Here is an 18,089-nt window from a genome sequence, read left to right as displayed (position 1 = left end):
GAAACACTTGCGCGCCTTAATAGAGATAGGAGGCGCCAAGTATGGTCAGTTTTATCAGCAATGCTTTAGCTAACACTGCGTTACCTCAGCTGAAATTTCATTCATCTGAGACAGGAGAACAAGTTAAAGCCCCAAATTTGCCGCGTTCGGTGGTAATGGCCTCGATACTCATAAATGTATTGGGCTTGGCGATGCCCCTGACAATTCTTCAAGTATATGACCGAATTCTTCCAAACCAAGCCATTGATACACTGGTCGTTCTAATTGTCGGGCTTGGGATCGTCCTGGCGGTCGATGCAGTATTGAAGATTGCTAGATCATTTGTTGTTGCCTGGTCAGCAGCTTCCTTTACACACAAAGCAAACATGGAAGCGACACACCGGCTGCTCTGCTCCCGTTCTGATGCCGTGACGGATGCCAGTGTTTCCAAGCATCTGGACTCTCTGAAGTCACTTCAGTCCTTGGGAGACCAGTATGGCGGACCGGCGCGACTTTTGACGATTGACCTCCCTGCTAGCCTCATCTTTCTCGTTGTCCTGTTTCTCATCGGCGGCCCAATCGGTTTCATCCCGCCAATTTTGTTGCTGATTTTCGTGTTGCGGACCGCTCACCTGAATTCAAAACTCAACACGCTCGTTGAAAAACGTGCTGTCCAGGACCAGCGTAAATACGATTTCATTTTCGAAGTCCTGTCCGGGCTCAACACGATCAAGGCGATGGCGCTTGAGCCAGTGATCCTCCGGCGATTTGAAAGACTGCAAACCCAGGTCTCCCGCCTCGGCTATGACCAGATCGATCTGAACAACATGGCGCGGAACAGCAGCGGCTTTTTCACCGTCCTGACAACGGTTTGCGTTGTTTCTGCTGGCGCATTGCTGGTGATGGGCGGATTCATAAGCATAGGTGCTGTTGCTGCCTGTACGCTCCTTGCGGGCCAAGTTGTTCAGCCTCTTTTGCGGGGCATCAACCACTGGACGGAGATGCAGAGGGTCAAGCACGATTATCGTGCCGCGCAATCCCTCTTTGATCTGCCGGTGCAAAGCAGACAGCAGTCACGGGATATTCCGGTCATCGGTAATGTACAGATTCAAAACGCTGGATACGATTCAAGGCATGACGTGATCGTCCCGATCCACGGACTGAACCTGGCCGTCAATGCTGGAGAAACCATTGCCTTTGAAGGCAAAGATGGCAGCGGACGATCGACACTCTCCCGATTGATTTCAGGCAGCCTGGAACCGACTTCGGGATCAGTCATGCTTGATGGTCATGATCTTTACGGTGAAGACCATTGGGGCCTCCGGAAACAGATTGCCTACGTCGGCAACGATTCCGAAATGTTCGCCGGAACGATCTTGCAGAATTTGACCTTGTTTGGGTCTCAGTCGACGCCGCAGACCGCACGAATGGCCGCAGAGCTCATCGGCTTGGAGAAAGACATTCACTTGCTCCCGTTGGGCTACGACACACAATTGGGCAACGCGATCGAGGAAAATCTCACGGATTCCATGATCCAGCGGATCGCAATTGCACGTGCTCTGGCCCGCGAACCGAAAATCCTGATCCTGGATGATGCAAACGGCGCTCTTGATCATCGCAGCGAAGCTGAGCTTGCAGAAGGTCTTAAGCGCATCAAAGGCCAGCTCACCATGATCATTGTCAGCCATCGCCCATCTTTCCGGGCGATCGCAGACAAGCAATATCTGGTGGAGGACGGGAAATTGAAATCAGCACCGGCGAAACCCGTCACGACAAAAAAATACAAACTTCAGCCACGTATCCGCAAAGAAGCGCCAAAAATGAGCCAAGGAGCCTGACATGTCCCTGGCAGCGTTTGAAAACACCGCCGCTTATATTCAGGGTTCAGACCCTTCTACCCGGCGCTTAAATCTGGCAAGCCGGGTCCGCCAGCAAGCGGGCACGCATATTGACCGAAACACAGCAGCTGAAGCATGCCTCTTACCGGTGCTGGAAGCACTTGGGTGGGACGGGATGGAGCGGCACCTGTTTGAGGCTTTGCCCCATCTTGAGGGCATCACCGAAATCTATGATTTACGGGCGGTGCTTACCCGGCTCAATTACCGGGTCACCAGTTCCTCAAGGCCGATCAAGCAACTCACAGCGGAGCAATTTCCCTGCCTGTTAAAGGTCGGAGAAAATATCTGTGTTGGCCTTGGACCCAGCGGGGACGGCCGGCTCCGTGTTTTCAGCGGTGAAGCTCAGCAAACGGTAAACCTTGATTACTCTGCCTTGAAAGATGCAGAGCTGTTCCTGATTGCCGAAGATGATCCAACAGCCACAGCCGGCTTTAAACACTGGTCATCCAGATTATTTCACAGATTTCGGGGCACGCTGACCTCGATCATGGCAATCGGCTTTCTTGCCAACCTGTTGGCGCTCGGCCTGCCTTTGTTTGTGATGAACGTCTACGACAAGGCAATTGGCGCAAAGTCCGTTTCCGTTCTCATTACATTAATGATCGGCATCGCAGTGATCTTATGTATGGATTGGCTGGTCAAGGGAACCAAATCCCGCCTTCAAGCGTACCTTGGCGCACGACTGGACGCTGTCGTTGCGAATACGACCTTCCGCCATTTCCTGCACCTGCCTCTGCCATTAACGACTTCGGCACCAATAGGCGCGCAGATTACCCGCCTGAAGCAATTCGACGGTGTCCGGGAAATATTTCACGGCAACCTTGCTAATGCTCTGATTGATCTGCCATTTTCCGCATTGTTCGTGGTGGTTCTTTCGCTGATCGGCGGTCCGCTTGCGCTGCTTCCGCTCGGCTTGCTGGGTCTCTACATCATTGCCGCGCTTCTCATCGTTCCGCGGATGAAACGTGCGATCAACCTGGCCGGGGAAGCAAAATCCCGCGTCCAGAACATCACGGTAGAGATCCTGTCCAAGCGCGACGCGATCCAGAACCTGTCAGCAGATGATGTATGGATCGACAAATTCCGGGCCTTGTCAGCAGATTTCGCGCAAAAGAACCTGAAAACAAAACACCTGTCTCAAATCATGCAGGTCATCTCGCAAATGATGATGACTCTCTGCGGCATCGGTGTTCTGGGTTTCGGCGCCATCATGGTGATGAACCAAAGCCTCACACAAGGCGCCTTGATCGCAGTCATGGCTCTTTCCTGGCGCGCGTTGAACCCGATGCATCAAGCCTTCCTGAGCTTTTCCCAGCTTGGCCAGGCGCAGCAAACCATTGAACGGATCAACGGTCTTTTGAAGATCGACATGGAACGTCAACCGGGTAAACTCCCGAGCTTGCATCGCCAGTTTCAAGGCACTGTCCGCTACTCCAACGTGGTGCTTCGCTATCCGGCCCGCCAGGAACCGGCCTTGCGGAATTTCTCTCTGCAAGTCGAACAAGGCGCAGTCGCTGCGATCACTGGTCCAAGTGGATCAGGGAAAACCTCTCTGGTCCGTGCTACGCTGGGGCTTTACCGGCCACAGATGGGGGCAGTCTTGGTAGATGACCTCGATATCCGCCAATTGGATCCGGGTGAATGGCGCCATGCCATTGGCTATGCGCCCGAACACTACGATTTTTTCTATGGGACCATCGCCCAGAATTTCCGGATGGCCAATCCGCAAGCCGACAATGATCAGGTTCGCGGCGCATTCGAAGACTTTGGCCTCAACAACTACGCAGAACTGCTTCCTCAGGGAGTTGAGACACGCCTCACCGGCCAGCTTCTGCAAGTGCTTCCAGACAATGTGAAACAGCGGATCCTGCTTGCGAGGGCCTTCGTACGGCCGGCCTCCATCTACGTTCTGGATGACCCGGCCGGGAACCTTGATATCGATGGCGACAAGCTGTTGATGAAAAAAATCGAACAGGTTCGCGGCAAATCGACCGTCATCCTGACGACCTATCGGCCGAGCCACATGCGGATCGCCGACCAGCTTGTCTACATGCAGAACGGCATGGTCACCATGGCAGGTCCCCCATCAGAGATTTTGGACGACGTCCTGAAACAGCAATCGAAGTAATTGGAGCGTGCGCTGACCTAAGCCGCACCTCTTAACAACCGCCGAGGAAGAACCGATGGCAGCCAAAGACACCTCAGATCCGCTTCGCAAAGCCGTTTACGGCCGGGTAGGATTGCCACTTGAACTAGAAGACGGCGTTCCGCCGGCCTTCTACACCCGGCTGCTGATCGGTCTTACGATTGCGACCCTGGCGCTCTTGGTATGGGCAGCCATTGGTCAGATCCGTGAGGTCGCCAACACAATCGGCGAAATCACGCCTGCCGGCCAGATCCTTGCTGTTGAACATCTTGAAGGGGGCATTGTCAGCGAGGTCCTCGTTGAAGAAGGCCAGCTCGTGATGGCCGGTGATCCGATAGCGCGCCTGGAAAAAGAGGATACAACCTCGGAACTTGGCCGTATTCAAAGCCGCTTGAGTTATCTGGAACTTGAGGAAGAGCGTTTGATAGCGCAAGAGTACAATGACCCCAATACGGTCGGTCTGCGCCTTGATCCCACTGTCAACGGGCTGAGCGCACAGCAACGCGCCGCTTTGACTGCTAACCGGAGAGCCGTTGCCGACGAACAGGATGCCTACACAGCCCGCGTCGGCCAGAAGCGGGCAGAGGTAGCTAGCCTGGAAGTTCAAGTGGAATTGCAGAAGTCTCAAGTCGAGTTGGAAAAGGAAAAGTTCCAGATTCAAGAAACCCTTCTCAAGGACGGATACACGTCCCGCAGGCGATACCTGGAGTCAAAAGGCGAATACCAACGGTCGCAAGTCACACTCGAACAGTTGGTAGGTAACCTGGCCCAGGCGCGTGAAATGCTCACAGAAGCTCAAGCGAGCCTCAACCAGGCTGGCGCCGAGGTCAATCGGGATGTAGCCGATGAGCGTGCCCGGATTGCCCAGGAACGGGCCGAATTGGCTCAGGAAATCTCCAAACTTAAGGACCGGCAGGATCGCCTGTTTGTAAGGGCGCCGGTCAATGGTTACATCAAAACTCTAGGGCAAACTGGGCGTGGTGCCGTTGTGAACCCGGGAGATATGATAGCGGAAATTGTCCCTCAATCGGAAAGCATGGTCGCCGAGGTGAAGGTCAACCCGCGAGATATCGGCCACATCAACGTTGGCGACAAGGCTGAAATCACGATCACCAGCTATGACCCGAACATCTACGGGACCATCGTTGCGGAAGTGGAGACAATTTCAGCATCCAGTTTCCAGGACGAATATGGTGAATACTATTTCAAGGCTGATCTCGGCTTTCCGGGCAACACGATCGGCACCGGCAATGTCACCAGCCCCGTCCGGCCGGGCATGCAGGTGAATGCGCAGGTTGTGACCGGGTCCAAATCAGTACTTGCCTATCTGCTGAACCCAGTGACCCGCGCGATGCGCACAGTGTTCTCCGAACGCTAAACATGTTGAACATATCAAACAAAAACCCCGATCGATTGACCGGGGTTTTTGTTTGACCTCTTACCGATCAGTGCGTTGCTGGCGTCACCATGGCGCTGATGGTGTCCTGGACATTCAAGACACCGATCGGCTTACCTTCCCCGTTGACAACACAGCATTCACCAAGCCCAGTTTCGGCAAACTTCTTGGCGGCTTCCTCAAGCATTATGCCGCTTTGAACCGTCAAGCCGCCCTCAAAGGTTTTGGACGGATCCATAACCGTATCAACCAGGATAACGCGGCCGCGGTTAACCTCTTTAACAAAGTCAGCGATGTATTCATCTGCCGGATTCAAGACAATATCCTGTCCGCTACCCTGCTGAATCACCGCACCGTCGCGCAAAATCGCAATCTTGTCCCCAAGGCGCAACGCCTCATCAAGGTCGTGCGTGATGAAGACGATGGTCTTATGCAGCTCTTCTTGTAGATCGAGCAAAACAGTCTGCATGTCCATGCGGATAAGCGGGTCGAGAGCCGAGAACGCTTCATCCATCAACAAGATATCGGCGTCATTCGTGAGTGCTCGGGCGAGACCAACCCGCTGCTGCATCCCGCCGGAGAGCTGGTTCGGATAATGGTCTTCAAACCCTTCCAGACCTACACGTGCAATCCACCGAGCAGCGCGTTCTTGCGCTTCCTTCATGGAAACACCCTGGATTTCCAGGCCGTAAACCGTGTTGTTCATAACTGTGCGGTGCGGCAGGAGAGCGAACTTCTGGAAGACCATCGCAGTCTTGTGACGGCGGAACTGGCGCAACTCATTTTGCGACATCTTGCAAACGTCTTCGCTGCCGTAGAGCACTTCCCCATCAGTTGGATCGATCAAGCGGTTGATGTGCCGGATCAGGGTTGATTTCCCCGAACCGGAAAGGCCCATCACCACCTCGATTTTGCCACCTGGCATGGAGATATTGATGTCGTTCAGCCCAAGCACGTGATTATGCTTTTCGTTGAGCTCTGTCTTGGACATGCCATCCTTGACCAACCGCACCATGTCTTTGCCGTTTGGACCAAAAATCTTGTAAAGATTCTTGATCTCAATGCCAGTTGCCTCACCCATGGATCACCTCCGAGTGTTTCTGAAGGCGCTTTCCGTAAGCTTGGGTCGCGCGGTCGAAAATAATTGCGATGGCTACAATCGCGAGGCCGTTCATCACGCCCATCGTCAGATATTGGTTTGCGATGGCATTCAGGACTGGCTGTCCGAGGCCTTTGACGCCAATAAGGGCGGCAACAACAACCATTGCAAGTGCCATCATGATGGTCTGGTTTACGCCGGCCATGATCGTTGGCAGAGCGAGTGGCAACTGAACATTGGTGAGCTTCTGCCACGAACTGGAACCGAAAGCGTCGGCTGCCTCGAGGACATCTGTATCGACGAGGCGAATACCAAGATTTGTCAGTCGGATCATCGGTGGAATGGCGTAAATGACCACGGCAATCATCCCCGGCACCTTGCCAAGGCCGAAGATCATTACGACTGGAATAAGATAAACGAAGCTCGGCATCGTCTGCATGAGGTCGAGCACGGGATTGATGATGCTTTGTATACGGTCAGACCGCGCCATCAGAATTCCAAGAGGGATCCCCAACACGATGGCCATCATCGTACAAACCGTCACCATTGCGATGGTTCGCATGGTGTCTTCCCACATACCGAGGTAACCGATAACACACAGCGCGACGAGTGAACCGATGGTGATTTTCGTGTTGCGGCTCATCAGGTAAACAATACCAACGAGCACAGCCAGAATAATCGGCCAAGGCGAGTTGATAAGCAGATGCTCCAGAAAGATCAGGAAGTCTTTGATTGGATCAAATGCGCTTTCGATCGCATCACCATAGGCGCGGGTGAAATCCTTAAACGCCCCATCGATTGTTTGGCGCATCACGCGCAAATTGTCCCTGCTCATAGCGGGGAATTCTTGTAGCCACTCCATCAGTCCGGTCCCGTCGTTTTGCCCCTAAATTAAAAGCCCGCGCACGTGCGCGGGCTCCTTTTTTGCTTCAACGGATTACAGAGAAGCTTTCACTTTTTCAGCGACTTCCGGGCTAACCCACTGAGTCCACACATCTTCAAAATTCTCAAGGAAGTAGTATGCACCATCTTCGTTGGTCGCCTGATTGTCAGTCATCCAAGCCAGGACCTTACCAGCCGTGCGGTTGTCCCAGGTCCGGCCTTTCACGTAGTCCATGGTCGGACCAGCTTTTTTGGAAAACTCTTCAGTGACAACTGTGAACACTTCGGATTTTACCCATGAGTTCGGCTTCGGATCAGGGCAATCCTCTACAACAGTACACTTGTCCCACTCTTCCTTGTCGTGTTCGACTTCAAAGTCGAGCAGCGTCATGTCGTACTTGCCGAGGATAGCTGTCGGAGCCCAGTAGTAACCGAGCCAGCCTTCGCCGCGCTCGTTGGCGCGTGCCAAGGAACCGTCAAGACCGGCAGCAGAACCCGGATCTACGAGTTCGAAACCAGCTTCGTCAAAACCGTTTGCGCGGAAGAGGTTACCTGTCGTGATGCGGCAGTTCCAACCGGTCGGGCAAGTGAAAAAGCCACCCTTGCTGTCGTCTTCAGCACCTTTGAAGATGTCTGGGCGCTCTTTAGCGGCAGCTACGGTGTAGATGTCATGCTCTTCAGCGATAGCGGTCGGCACCCAAAAGCCTTCCACACCGCCTTCGTTGAGGATTTCACCACCGATGATCAATGATCCTTCAGCGACGGCCTTATCAAGCGGCTCACGCACAGCATTAATCCAGAGTTCTGGAGCCATGTCCGGCTCGCCCTTCTCGTTCATGGACGTGAAGGTCGGCATCGTGTCGCCTGTGACCAGCTCAACATTGCAGCCGTATCCATTTTCAAGAATGATCTTGTCGATGTGCGCAATCGCGCCGGCAGATGCCCAGTTCATTTCCGCGACAGTGACTGTTCCGCATTCTTCGGCCATGGCGGAAGACGCCATCCCGACGAGCGCAGTCGCAGCGACTGTGACAAACAACTTTTTCATGGGGTACTCCTATGCAGTCTGTTTGTTGAGTTTTCCATTGGCGCATCGCGCGAATACTAAGGTTCTAGTATTCGCCTCCCGGCGCATCAATTGGTCATGTAAATTGGGAATGTGGATCAAATCACACAAAAAGGCGGGAAGATCTAAGATCTCCTCGACTGCCTTTACTCGTAGCATTTACTTCGACCCTGCTCCCTAATCTTCAGCATGAACCCATTGGGCCGCACGAGGTCGAAACAGGTATTTCGACCAAGCTCTTGGGCTCACTCTCAATACCATTGCATTATGCGACGGTCAGCACAACAGTTGACCTGCACTTCTTTTGCCGATCATTTCTTTTATTTCCCAGACATGCCAAGCAGCGACATTTTCCTGCCAATAAACGCCACGGAAGATAACATTATGACTTTCAAGTGCATTTCTGAATACACTATTTTGGCTAGTTTCGGAATTAAAACACTTTATAGTTGCACATTTGCGCGATCTGGATTGGATTCACGGGGAGCGCTTAATGCTGTGTTTTGCAAAAGCAAATCTATTTTGGCGACGTGGGACATGGTCCGTTGCAGTAAGACAATAGAACGCTGTGGGATGGATAGAATTGGCACCGCCGAAGCACACAGGTCGGAGTGATGAATTTCGAGACCGGACCAACGAGGCACAGCCGCTTGCCCAAGGCCTTCCTGGACCATCGCAGCAATGGTCTCTGGAGAATCCAGTTCACACAAAACAGGCACATGCGAGATTGCCTTATCGAGATAATGCCTCGCCAGCCCACCTCCCCAAGATGACCGGTCGTAGATAATCCAAGGTAGAACACCGTTCTCATCCTGCCGAAGGTGCGTTTCTGGGTGGATGTGTAGAAAGGGCTCCTCTGCAACCGGGAAACACCGGATCCCCTTCGGCAGCTGAAAGGGAGGTGCGACGCAAATCACGGCATCAACATTTTCAGCCAACAAATCTTCATAGAGCGATTGGGAGCTGCCAGGCTGTACAGTAAGTTGTACATCAGGAGCCGTTTTGCGAAACTCCCGCACAACCTTTGGCACAATATCGAGCAACGCCGTTGAAATAGCCCCAATGCGATAGGGCCCGCTCAACCGGTCCTCGGATATTCCTAACGACAACCGGCCTGCATCACGAACCAGCACGCTTGCTGCCGGGAGGAGGCGCTGACATTCCGGCGATGGACGCACTGTTTTGGCTGAACGGACCAGAAGCGTGCAATTCAACTCGGTTTCCAGCACCTTGATCCGCTGACTGATTGCAGCAGCGGTTAAGCCCTGCTGGCGTGCGGCCGCAGCAATGGATCCTGTCTCGACAACAGCAAGGAGACTTTCCAAAAATCGAGTATCCAAAATTTTTCCTACGCTCAGAGAAGAAAAAACATAGTAATTGTTTTTCTCAGGCTCTGCTATGAAACAAGAACCTCAATTGGAGACGACATATGCAGCCCTGCTTTCACCTCGCGTTTCACGTGACCAATCTTGATGACGCCCGTGCCTTCTACGGTGACCTATTAGGCTGCAAGGAAGGACGCAGCACCGACACATGGGTCGATTACAATTTCTTTGGGCACCAGCTCTCGCTGCATATCGGACAACCCTTTGAGACCACCAAAACCGGAAAAGTTGGCGACCACATGGTTCCGATGCCGCATATGGGGGCGGTGCTTGACATGGACACTTGGAAAAAAGTGGCGGACCGGCTTACGAGCGCGGGCGTCGATTTTGTTATCCCACCCACGATCCGTTTTGAAGGGCAGCCAGGGGAGCAGAGCACCATGTTTTTCCGGGATCCTTCCGGCAATCCAATCGAGATCAAAGGGTTTGCCGATGAAACGGGAGTTTTTGCTAAATGATGCCCGTAATACCGTTCGTTTCCGAGGTCGGCGGTGTGGAGCGGAAAGCCTGGAAAGATGCGCTGCCGGAAGCCCTGAGCGGGATTGCGCAAGTCAAGGCGTTCGATGATCTGACACAGGTCGAACGAGAAGAAGCCACCGTCGCTATCGTCGCAAATCCAGACCCGACAAAAGTGGCCTCCCTCCCCAACCTTGCTTGGGTTCAAAGCTTATGGGCCGGCGTTGAGCGTCTGGTCGCCGAACTGCCGGACACGGGTCCCCAGATCGTACGCCTCGCGGATCCGCAAATGGCGGAAACGATGTCGGAAGCGGTCCTTGCCTGGTCTCTCTATCTCCACCGCGACATGCCTGCATACATGCGGCAGCAGCGGGACCATGTCTGGCAACATCATCTCCTGAAAACGCCTCAGGAAGTAACGATAGGTGTGCTGGGGATTGGAGAACTCGGATCAGCTTCGGCACTGCGCTTGAAAGCCAATGGTTTTAATGTGCTTGGGTGGAGCCGGTCGCGTAAAACACTCAAAGGCATCGAGACGTTTGCCGGAGCAGAAGAACTCGGCACGGTCTTGGCCCGATCCGACATCCTTGTGCTACTGATGCCTTTGACAGGCGACACACGCGGTCTGATCGGCAAACAGGCACTGGCTTCGGTGAAGCCGGGTGCAAAGCTGATCAACTTCGCCAGGGGGCCGATCATAGATACCAACGCGCTCCTTGCCGCGCTTGACGATTGCCGCGTCGGACATGCCGTGCTGGATGTTTTTGACCAGGAACCCTTGGAGACGGACCACCCGTTCTGGTCGCACCCTGAGGTAACTGTCCTGCCTCATATCTCCGCGCCAACAATCACCAGCACTGCATCTGCGATCGTTGCTCAAAACATCAAACAGTATCTGGAAACTGGCAGCATCCCGCAAACCGTCGATCGCCAAAGGGGCTATTAGGGGGCGCCCCACGCCAGCACCGTCAACGGCCGTCGCAAAACTGTCACCGGTTACCGCCTAAGAGGCGGACATCGATATTCAATTTTTCAGAGCCGTATATGTCCAGTCTTCCTATCCTTGGCGCTGCCATGCCGCTGTCGTCTTTCGAACGCCACCGGGATCTTATGCTTGAGAAATAACGGGACCTGGAATTACAGGATTTCGTGACCGGGGAAGTCCTGAATGGAGACTGGATCCCCGTTGCGGACCACGCCAAGAAACTGCTTGATGGACATGAAGGCAGGGTTGGCATTCATGGCCCGTTCTGGGGCTTTACAGTTGATGCAAAAGACCCTGACATACGGGAGATTGTCAAGAAACGTCTGTTGCAGGGGCTAGAGGTTTGCGAGGCCATTGGTGGCACGCATATGGTCGTGCACAGCCCCTACTCGACATGGGATTACAACAATCTCGACAACTATGAGACCGGCCGGGCAAATAAGATCGAACTCTGTCACCTCACGATGCAAGAGGCGGTCAAGCGTGCAGAGGATATCGGTTGCGAACTGGTGCTTGAAAACATTGAAGACAAGGATCCACATGCGCGCATTGAACTTGCCGAGAGTTTCGGTTCGCAAGCTGTAAAGGTATCCATCGACACGGGTCATGCCCATTACGCCCACGGGTCCACAGGCGCACCGCCGGTCGACTATTTCATCAAGGCTGCGGGCAACAACCTACGGCACATTCACCTTCAGGATGCCGATGGCTATGCGGACCGCCATTGGACATTGGGAGAAGGCACCATCAACTGGCCGACCGTGTTTGCAGAACTCCGCAAACTGGACAGCGACCCGCGGCTGATCGTTGAACTGCGTGATGTTTCCGGGCTACCCGCCTCAATTGCCAACATGGAAGCTCTGGGGCTCGCCCAATAGATATTCGGCGTTCTATTTTGGACCTGTGTTTTTGGGAATGACGCACGGGCGGGCGTCTTTGTCGATGGCGCCTGATCCGGAAAAGATGCGACCGAGGACGTTGATGGGAAGTCATAAAACCTCTCCCATGGCTCGGCCCGCTCCGCTGTCTTTTACAATAAGCTCCGGGTCCAAAAGGTTACCCTTGATCTCAAATGGAGACACAATTTCAACAAGTTGCTTTTTCTTCGCGCGCGGCAGAAAGGCCAAGTCCAGATTGCCGTTTTTAAGTTGACTGAGCCGCCTCCGACAATCTGAACATTTTCGGTTTCGACAACCAGCGAGTTGCCTGACGCGTTACCGGATTTGAACCGGAGAGGCAGAACCGCACAGACCAGCTTGGCACCTTGTTCCGAGTTACCGGACATCAGCCAAGTGAAAACACTCAAACCGCTCAGCTCGATCAAACGGTCCGGAAAACGTCCCCCCACAGCGAAGTCGTCATTTTGCCGTTCAACGTATCCAAAAAAGCATCCAGAGAGCGGGTCTCTCCGTGGAGAACGAGACTGGCGTAGACAGTGCTGCTGATCGGCGCCGTGAGGCAAAGCTCATTCATCAGATTTTTGAGCGGAAACTTCTCCATCCGGCCCTTGATCGAAACCACCGGCGGTTCTGTTTTGAAGTTAAAACCGAGATCACCGCCCACCCGTCCGCCGATATATGCCAACGCCAAATCTACAATGCTCAAAACCTCGTCCCCGAAGTGAACATTTGCCGAGATGTCACCTGCTTTCTTTTTGCCCGCGACCAGGCTTTTCGCTGCGACATGAATGCTGGCCGCAAACTGGGATGCGTCACTGTCAGTGATTTCTATTCCGGTCTCCGATCCTTCAAAACCAAGCTCGGCAAGTTGCGCGAGACCCGATAACTCCGATAGGTTCAAAGCTTCAGAGCCAATATCTCCGCTCAAGAGCCATGTGGAGGTCTCAGGCTTTTGGCCGACATTAAGATCGGCCTTGATGGCGCTGCTGCCGGAAACAAACTCACCGAAAAACCCGAGTTCGCCCGATTGCAGGCTGCTTTGTCCGGAGAATGTGATCTCTGGTATGGCCTCTGAAGTTGCCCCTGATACCAACTCCACCACCGCTGCAGGATCTGGTATTGCAAATTCGGTCGCAAATTTGAGCTCATCGACCCGGCGTAGTTCAGGCACGGTCAGATCAAAACTGAAATCCAGCAGGTCGGAGCCTTCAACCGCTGCCTTAAATGTGTTGAGAGCAAACCAGCTATCTGAATCGCTGAGCTCAATCTGCCCGGCGAGCGTTCCAAGGTCCGGTAGTGGTTCTCTGTTCGCATTGAGAAAAAAAGACACCGGATATTCGAAACGTCCGGTAAGCGTAATCCCGTCCAATGCGATCACATCATCGATCTGACCGGTAAGTGTGAGGTTTGGACCGCCAACGGTCCCATTGTTGATAGTCAGCTCTTGTAAACCTACCCGGCCGTCTTCGGACTTAACAATGTGGCCCACGGAGATTGGACGGATCGTCTCAATATCCAGGATAGCGGCATTGGTTTTGACTTGCGCATTGCGGATCGCCAGATCATTCAATGGACCGTAGATTTCGCCGGCCAGCGCCAAAATCTCAATTGCGAGTTCGCTTTCAGCTGACACGAACGGCGCCAAAAGCGCGTTGAACGAGAGATCTACGAACGGGTCCAGGTTAGCGTTTTCAATCGCCCCCGTTATCGTCACCTTGTCGGAGTGCCGGCTTGTGAAATTGATCTCAATGTCTGAAATCGACAACGACTCAAGAGTTCCGGAGAGCTTCCAAGACGCATCGACTTGGCCATCGACTTCACTGGTCAATCCGCTAGAGGCCAATGCCTGAGCCAACGAGCCTGAAGACAATTCCAGCTCACCCTCAACACCGGCGTAGGCTGTCGAGGTATTGATCCTCCCGGAAATTTTGGAGTCTATGCCGGGAAACGTCAGTGCAAGTTCAAAAGCGCCATTTTGCAATGGCCCGTTATGAGGTGGCCGGGCAATTTCACCCGAAATTTGAAGCGGCGTGCCGTTCAAGTCGGCATCCAGGTCAACATCGAGCGTTTCGGCTTCATCTGACGGAGCAATGGTAAGCGAACGTATATTCACACGCTCGTTCCAACCGCTTTGGACGCCCAGATAATGCAAAGTAACGTCGGTCAGTTTCAGTGCTGCAAACACCGGCAGATTGATAAGTTCGGAAGGCAGCTGGTAATAGGCAATTTCTCCTCGGTGATCTCACCCGGAGACGCCAGCAATTCTATGTCAGCGCCAGCCATTTCAAAATTGGAGATGCCGGATAAGTCGCTCAAAAGAAGTCGATAAGGTGCATCAAACCGGACATAATCAAAGAACCTTCCGATGCCCCCTTTTGGCTAGCTGTACCGCTCGACAACGGCATCCTCAATCCGCACAACCATCTGAGATCCAAATTTAATCTGGACAGCACCTTGCACCTCAGCCTGCCGGTTGAGCTGCTCCGTCAAAATGCGGCTCGCAATGGATTGCCGGAACGCCTCGAATACGCCATGCTCAGAGTCGAGAGCACAAGGGCAGCCAATACCAACAGACCGACCACACAGCCGGCTAAAACACGCCGGACAATTATAATGGTAGGCCTGACCGCCACTTTCGGGGTTCCTGTTGCCATCTTGGAGACCGCTTGTCTTGCAGCCCCCCGCCGGGGGATCTGAGTGCGCATGACAATTACAGATCAAACAGGTATCGCTTTCAACTGAGAACTCTCCAAAGCGTAGATTTTACCCTTGATCGCCCCCGCGCGCGGGACCCGCTGGCAGCACCGACAAACTGACATCGATCATCCTTTCCAGCTCGGTCGGCGAGAGGCCTGCCTGCGCCATGGACGAAATGGCAGCGGCTTGTCCCGCGAAAAAATCTGCAATTGCATTGATATCGGTGCTAGCCGGCAGCTCGCATTCCGTTTGGGCACGCTTGAGACGGAGCAGAAAAGCGTTCCGCCGTTCAACATTGAGATCTTGCAGCGCCTGTTTCAAATGCTCGCTTTGGGCCGAACAAGAAAAGATATTGTTGATGATGAAACAGCCCTCGGGCAGCCCGCTCCCTTCTTGAGCGTGAAGAACCCCTCGCAAAGCGGTGCGCAAACTCTGTTTCAGGGAGTCGGGCGAGTGCACAAGATCTTTGATAAGTGGCGCGCCAATTTCTTCCTGATAAAGCCGCAAAGCTTTTTGGAAAATCTCGTCCTTGTCACCAAGGTTGGCATAAAGGCCTGGCTTGGCCATTCCGGTAGCGGAGACAAGGTCGGCCATGGACGTGCGGTCATAACCCTGCTCCCACAAAGTGTGCATCGCGGTTTTAAGCGCATCCTGGGGATCAATTTTTCTCGGCCGGCCTCTCGGCATGTGCTGGTTGCCCTGCTTGATCGTAAATTAAAATACCAATCCGTATTTTATTGTCTTGAATCCCGGTTTCAAGTGCTTATTAAAATACCGTATCGTACTTTATCCTATCTCCCACCAGAGGACGTATGCAAATGTCGAAAGTTGAAGGAAAGGCCGTCTTGGTTACTGGCGCGAACCGGGGCATCGGACGGGCGTTCGTCACTGCGCTGCTCGAACGCGGTGCCGCAAAAGTCTATGCAGCTGCGCGCCAGCCAGAAACACTGAGTGATGTTGTTGCGGAGAGCAATGGCAAGGTGATTCCAGTCAAGCTAGATGTGACTAAACCGGAAGAGATTGCCGCTGCGGCCAAGCACAAGGATGTGGCGCTTTTGATCAACAACGCGGGAACCGCGGGTTTCTCAAGCTTCACAAACCCGGATGCAGCAGATCTCGGGCGCTTTGAAATGGAGACCAACTATTTCGGAACCTTGAATGTGTCCCAAGCCTTTGCTCCGACCCTGAAAGCCAACGGCGGAGGCGCAATCATCAACCTCGGGTCGATCGCTTCACACGTGAACTTCCCGGTCTTGGGGACCTACAGCGCGTCGAAAGCGGCCGTACACTCGCTGACGCAGGGCCTTCGTGCTGAATTGGCAGAGCAGGGAACGCAAGTTGTAGGTGTTTACCCAGGACCGGTGGACACCGATATGGCGGAGAAGTTTGAAACTGACAAAACCTCGCCTCAGGAGGTCGTCCGGCAGATCCTCGACGCTCTGGAACGGGGGGAAGAGAATGTCTTCCCAGACCCGACATCGACGCAATTGTATGAGCAATTCCTCGCAGCGCCGGATGCAACGGCAAAGTTTGTTGGTCAAACCTATCTGCCTGCCTGACGCACCGAAAAACTCGAGCGCGCTAATCGGCGCGCTCGAGCATTAGTATTTAATCTGGCCCAATAATTCGGACTTAGCCCATCGCCCAGGGACCGTGATAACCACCGCCGTCTGTGTCAGTACGTTCAAATCCGTGGGCTCCAAAGAAGTCGCGCTGGCCTTGAAGCATGTTCGCTGTCGAACGCTGGGTCCGCATAATGTCGAAATACGACAGCGCCGCCGATAGGGCCGGAACCGGCAGACCATGAAGCGCGGCCTGCGCAACGACCTGGCGCAGTTTTACTTCCGTTTCTTTCAGTTTTTTGGTGAAGAACGGGGCCAGCATCAGGTTGCGGCTCGCATCGTCCGACAGTGCGGACGACATGTCGTTCAACATGGCAGAGCGGATGATACAGCCGTTGCGCCAGATCCTGGCGATCTCCGGCAGCGGCATGTCCCAGCCATACTGTTTTGCCGCTTCGAGAATGAGACCGAAGCCTTGTGCGTAACAGATGATTTTTCCGGCAACGAGCGCAGCTTCCAGAGCGTCAATACCAATGAGATCCTTGTCCATGCGCTGAGGCGCAGCGCCGAACACCTGTTCGCCCTTTTCACGCTCTCCAAGCCTTGCAGACATGTTGCGTGCGGCAACGGCAGCCTCGATTGCACTGGCAGGCGTGCCAAGCATCAACGCCTCGATCGCTGTCCAGCGGCCCGTGCCCTTCTGACCCGCGGTGTCCAGAATGATATCCAGCATCGGCTTGCCGGTCTCCGGATCTGCCGTCTTGGCGACCTTCCCTGAGATTTCGATCAGGTACGACTGCAGTATCCCGCCATTCCAGCGGTCAAAGACCTCACCCACGTCGGCTGCACTCATACCGAAGCCATCACGCATCACACCATAGACCTCGGCGATCATCTGCATGTCGGCATATTCAATGCCGTTGTGCACCGTCTTGACAAGATGGCCAGCACCATCGGCTCCGAGGAATGCAGCGCAGGGCTCGTCCTCATACTTGGCCGAGATAGCCTCAAGAATATGCCCGACACGGTCCCATGCGGACTTGTCGCCGCCGCCCATGATCGACGGGCCGAAACGCGCACCCTCTTCGCCGCCCGACACTCCAATCCCCATGAAGCGGGGTCCCTTCTTACCAGCTTCTTGCGCCCGCCGATTCGTATCGTGGTAGTTGGCATTGCCCGCATCGATAATCAGATCATCCGCCTCCAGAAGCGGACGAAGAGCCGCGATCTGGGCGTCAACGGCGTCCCCTGCCGGAACCATCAGAATAATGGCACGCGGGGAAGAGATCGACGCGACGAAGTCTTCGAGAGACTTGTTTGGCAAGAGTTTCTCGGCCAGCGGACCTGCCTTTTCCATGAACTGATCGGTTTTTTCCGGTGTCCGGTTGAACACGGCAATCTGAAAACCATTATCGGCGATATTGAGCGCCAGATTACCACCCATCGTGCCCAGGCCGATCAGGCCGATTTCCGCATTAGCGCCGTCAGTTGTCATGCAATGTGCCCGCAAGTTTTATTTATATCGATTTGACGTGGTGATAGCCGACCTCATGACAATCAGCAATCTCCTGGTGTCATCGTCAATTAGGCGGAGCGTATTTTATCAGTCATCCGCCGATAGGGCGAAGGCTCCAATCAC

Annotated in this window: 13 protein-coding genes and 2 pseudogenes; 7 read left to right on the top strand and 8 right to left on the bottom strand. The window is 53.9% G+C overall.

Annotated elements, in window-relative coordinates:
* Positions 1 to 41 precede the first annotated feature (41 nt).
* The 3 genes from SADFL11_RS21315 to SADFL11_RS21305 are packed head-to-tail and all read left to right on the top strand — an operon-like array spanning position 42 to position 5,401.
* Positions 42 to 1,817 (top strand): peptidase domain-containing ABC transporter, encoded by a 1,776-nt coding sequence (locus tag SADFL11_RS21315; RefSeq protein WP_081450504.1) that lies wholly within the window; start codon positions 42 to 44, stop codon positions 1,815 to 1,817.
* Position 1,818: 1 nt separating this feature from the next.
* Positions 1,819 to 4,005: a peptidase domain-containing ABC transporter gene (locus SADFL11_RS21310; RefSeq protein ID WP_008196372.1), complete on the top strand. Its 2,187-nt coding sequence runs from the start codon at positions 1,819 to 1,821 to the stop codon at positions 4,003 to 4,005.
* 55 nt (positions 4,006 to 4,060) lie between these two features.
* On the top strand, positions 4,061 to 5,401 hold the full coding sequence (locus SADFL11_RS21305; protein WP_008192662.1) for an HlyD family type I secretion periplasmic adaptor subunit: 1,341 nt from the start codon (positions 4,061 to 4,063) through the stop codon (positions 5,399 to 5,401).
* Between the two features lie 67 nt (positions 5,402 to 5,468).
* Here SADFL11_RS21305 and SADFL11_RS21300 read toward each other — a convergent pair whose 3' ends face one another.
* The 5 genes and pseudogenes from SADFL11_RS21300 to SADFL11_RS25885 form a co-directional block, all read right to left on the bottom strand.
* On the bottom strand, positions 5,469 to 6,500 hold the full coding sequence (locus SADFL11_RS21300; protein ID WP_008191930.1) for a quaternary amine ABC transporter ATP-binding protein: 1,032 nt from the start codon (positions 6,498 to 6,500) through the stop codon (positions 5,469 to 5,471).
* On the bottom strand, positions 6,493 to 7,380 hold the full coding sequence (locus tag SADFL11_RS21295; protein ID WP_040451003.1) for an ABC transporter permease: 888 nt from the start codon (positions 7,378 to 7,380) through the stop codon (positions 6,493 to 6,495). The genes SADFL11_RS21300 and SADFL11_RS21295 overlap by 8 nt, the downstream gene beginning before the upstream one ends.
* A 75-nt stretch (positions 7,381 to 7,455) precedes the next feature.
* Positions 7,456 to 8,448 (bottom strand): glycine betaine ABC transporter substrate-binding protein, encoded by a 993-nt coding sequence (locus SADFL11_RS21290; protein ID WP_008195388.1) that lies wholly within the window; start codon positions 8,446 to 8,448, stop codon positions 7,456 to 7,458.
* A 461-nt stretch (positions 8,449 to 8,909) separates the two neighbouring features.
* Positions 8,910 to 9,599: a LysR substrate-binding domain-containing protein gene (locus tag SADFL11_RS21285; RefSeq protein ID WP_228198228.1), complete on the bottom strand. Its 690-nt coding sequence runs from the start codon at positions 9,597 to 9,599 to the stop codon at positions 8,910 to 8,912.
* A 36-nt stretch (positions 9,600 to 9,635) separates the two neighbouring features.
* A pseudogene (locus tag SADFL11_RS25885) lies at positions 9,636 to 9,791 on the bottom strand (helix-turn-helix domain-containing protein); the annotation flags it as partial.
* Positions 9,792 to 9,895: 104 nt separating this feature from the next.
* Here SADFL11_RS25885 and SADFL11_RS21280 point away from each other — a divergent pair.
* The 3 genes and pseudogenes from SADFL11_RS21280 (at position 9,896) to SADFL11_RS21270 (ending at position 12,170) form a co-directional block, all read left to right on the top strand.
* A complete protein-coding gene (locus tag SADFL11_RS21280) occupies positions 9,896 to 10,309 on the top strand; it encodes a VOC family protein (protein WP_040451004.1) in 414 nt (137 codons plus the stop codon).
* Positions 10,306 to 11,253: a 2-hydroxyacid dehydrogenase gene (locus SADFL11_RS21275; protein WP_008194620.1), complete on the top strand. Its 948-nt coding sequence runs from the start codon at positions 10,306 to 10,308 to the stop codon at positions 11,251 to 11,253. Before SADFL11_RS21280 ends, SADFL11_RS21275 begins: the two co-directional genes overlap by 4 nt.
* Positions 11,254 to 11,351: 98 nt before the next feature.
* Positions 11,352 to 12,170: pseudogene (locus SADFL11_RS21270) on the top strand (sugar phosphate isomerase/epimerase family protein).
* A 442-nt stretch (positions 12,171 to 12,612) separates the two neighbouring features.
* Here SADFL11_RS21270 and SADFL11_RS21265 read toward each other — a convergent pair.
* The gene (locus tag SADFL11_RS21265; RefSeq protein WP_167579021.1) at positions 12,613 to 14,304 is read right to left on the bottom strand and encodes an AsmA-like C-terminal region-containing protein; all 1,692 of its coding nucleotides are present in this window, start codon (positions 14,302 to 14,304) and stop codon (positions 12,613 to 12,615) included.
* Positions 14,305 to 14,954: 650 nt separating this feature from the next.
* Positions 14,955 to 15,521 carry a TetR/AcrR family transcriptional regulator gene (locus SADFL11_RS21260; RefSeq protein ID WP_167579019.1) on the bottom strand — a complete coding sequence of 189 codons (567 nt, stop codon included), beginning with the start codon at positions 15,519 to 15,521 and terminating at the stop codon, positions 14,955 to 14,957.
* 185 nt (positions 15,522 to 15,706) lie between these two features.
* Between SADFL11_RS21260 and SADFL11_RS21255 the strand changes: the two genes are divergently transcribed.
* On the top strand, positions 15,707 to 16,447 hold the full coding sequence (locus SADFL11_RS21255; protein WP_040452547.1) for an SDR family oxidoreductase: 741 nt from the start codon (positions 15,707 to 15,709) through the stop codon (positions 16,445 to 16,447).
* A gap of 73 nt (positions 16,448 to 16,520) precedes the next feature.
* On the opposite strand, the gene gndA is transcribed toward SADFL11_RS21255, so the two are convergent.
* Complete coding sequence (gene gndA, locus SADFL11_RS21250; protein ID WP_008195137.1) at positions 16,521 to 17,945, bottom strand: NADP-dependent phosphogluconate dehydrogenase; 1,425 nt, start codon at positions 17,943 to 17,945, stop codon at positions 16,521 to 16,523.
* Between the last annotated feature and the right edge of the window lie 144 nt (positions 17,946 to 18,089).

The sequence above is a fragment of the Roseibium alexandrii DFL-11 genome (assembly GCF_000158095.2).
GTDB classification, from domain to species: domain Bacteria; phylum Pseudomonadota; class Alphaproteobacteria; order Rhizobiales; family Stappiaceae; genus Roseibium; species Roseibium alexandrii.
Note: the sequence above shows the minus strand (reverse complement) of the source record. Positions and strands in the feature narration are given on the sequence as shown.

Bases quoted from the DNA above. Each gene is read 5' to 3' on its own strand.
- SADFL11_RS21315 (WP_081450504.1), top strand. From the start codon at position 42: ATGGTCAGTTTTATCAGCAATGCTTTAGCTAACACTGCGTTACCTCAG.
- SADFL11_RS21310 (WP_008196372.1), top strand. From the start codon at position 1,819: ATGTCCCTGGCAGCGTTTGAAAACACCGCCGCTTATATTCAGGGTTCA.
- SADFL11_RS21305 (WP_008192662.1), top strand. From the start codon at position 4,061: ATGGCAGCCAAAGACACCTCAGATCCGCTTCGCAAAGCCGTTTACGGC.
- SADFL11_RS21300 (WP_008191930.1), bottom strand. From the start codon at position 6,500: ATGGGTGAGGCAACTGGCATTGAGATCAAGAATCTTTACAAGATTTTT.
- SADFL11_RS21295 (WP_040451003.1), bottom strand. From the start codon at position 7,380: ATGGAGTGGCTACAAGAATTCCCCGCTATGAGCAGGGACAATTTGCGC.
- SADFL11_RS21290 (WP_008195388.1), bottom strand. From the start codon at position 8,448: ATGAAAAAGTTGTTTGTCACAGTCGCTGCGACTGCGCTCGTCGGGATG.
- SADFL11_RS21280 (WP_040451004.1), top strand. From the start codon at position 9,896: ATGCAGCCCTGCTTTCACCTCGCGTTTCACGTGACCAATCTTGATGAC.
- SADFL11_RS21275 (WP_008194620.1), top strand. From the start codon at position 10,306: ATGATGCCCGTAATACCGTTCGTTTCCGAGGTCGGCGGTGTGGAGCGG.
- SADFL11_RS21260 (WP_167579019.1), bottom strand. From the start codon at position 15,521: ATGCACACTTTGTGGGAGCAGGGTTATGACCGCACGTCCATGGCCGAC.
- SADFL11_RS21255 (WP_040452547.1), top strand. From the start codon at position 15,707: ATGTCGAAAGTTGAAGGAAAGGCCGTCTTGGTTACTGGCGCGAACCGG.
- gndA (WP_008195137.1), bottom strand. From the start codon at position 17,945: ATGACAACTGACGGCGCTAATGCGGAAATCGGCCTGATCGGCCTGGGC.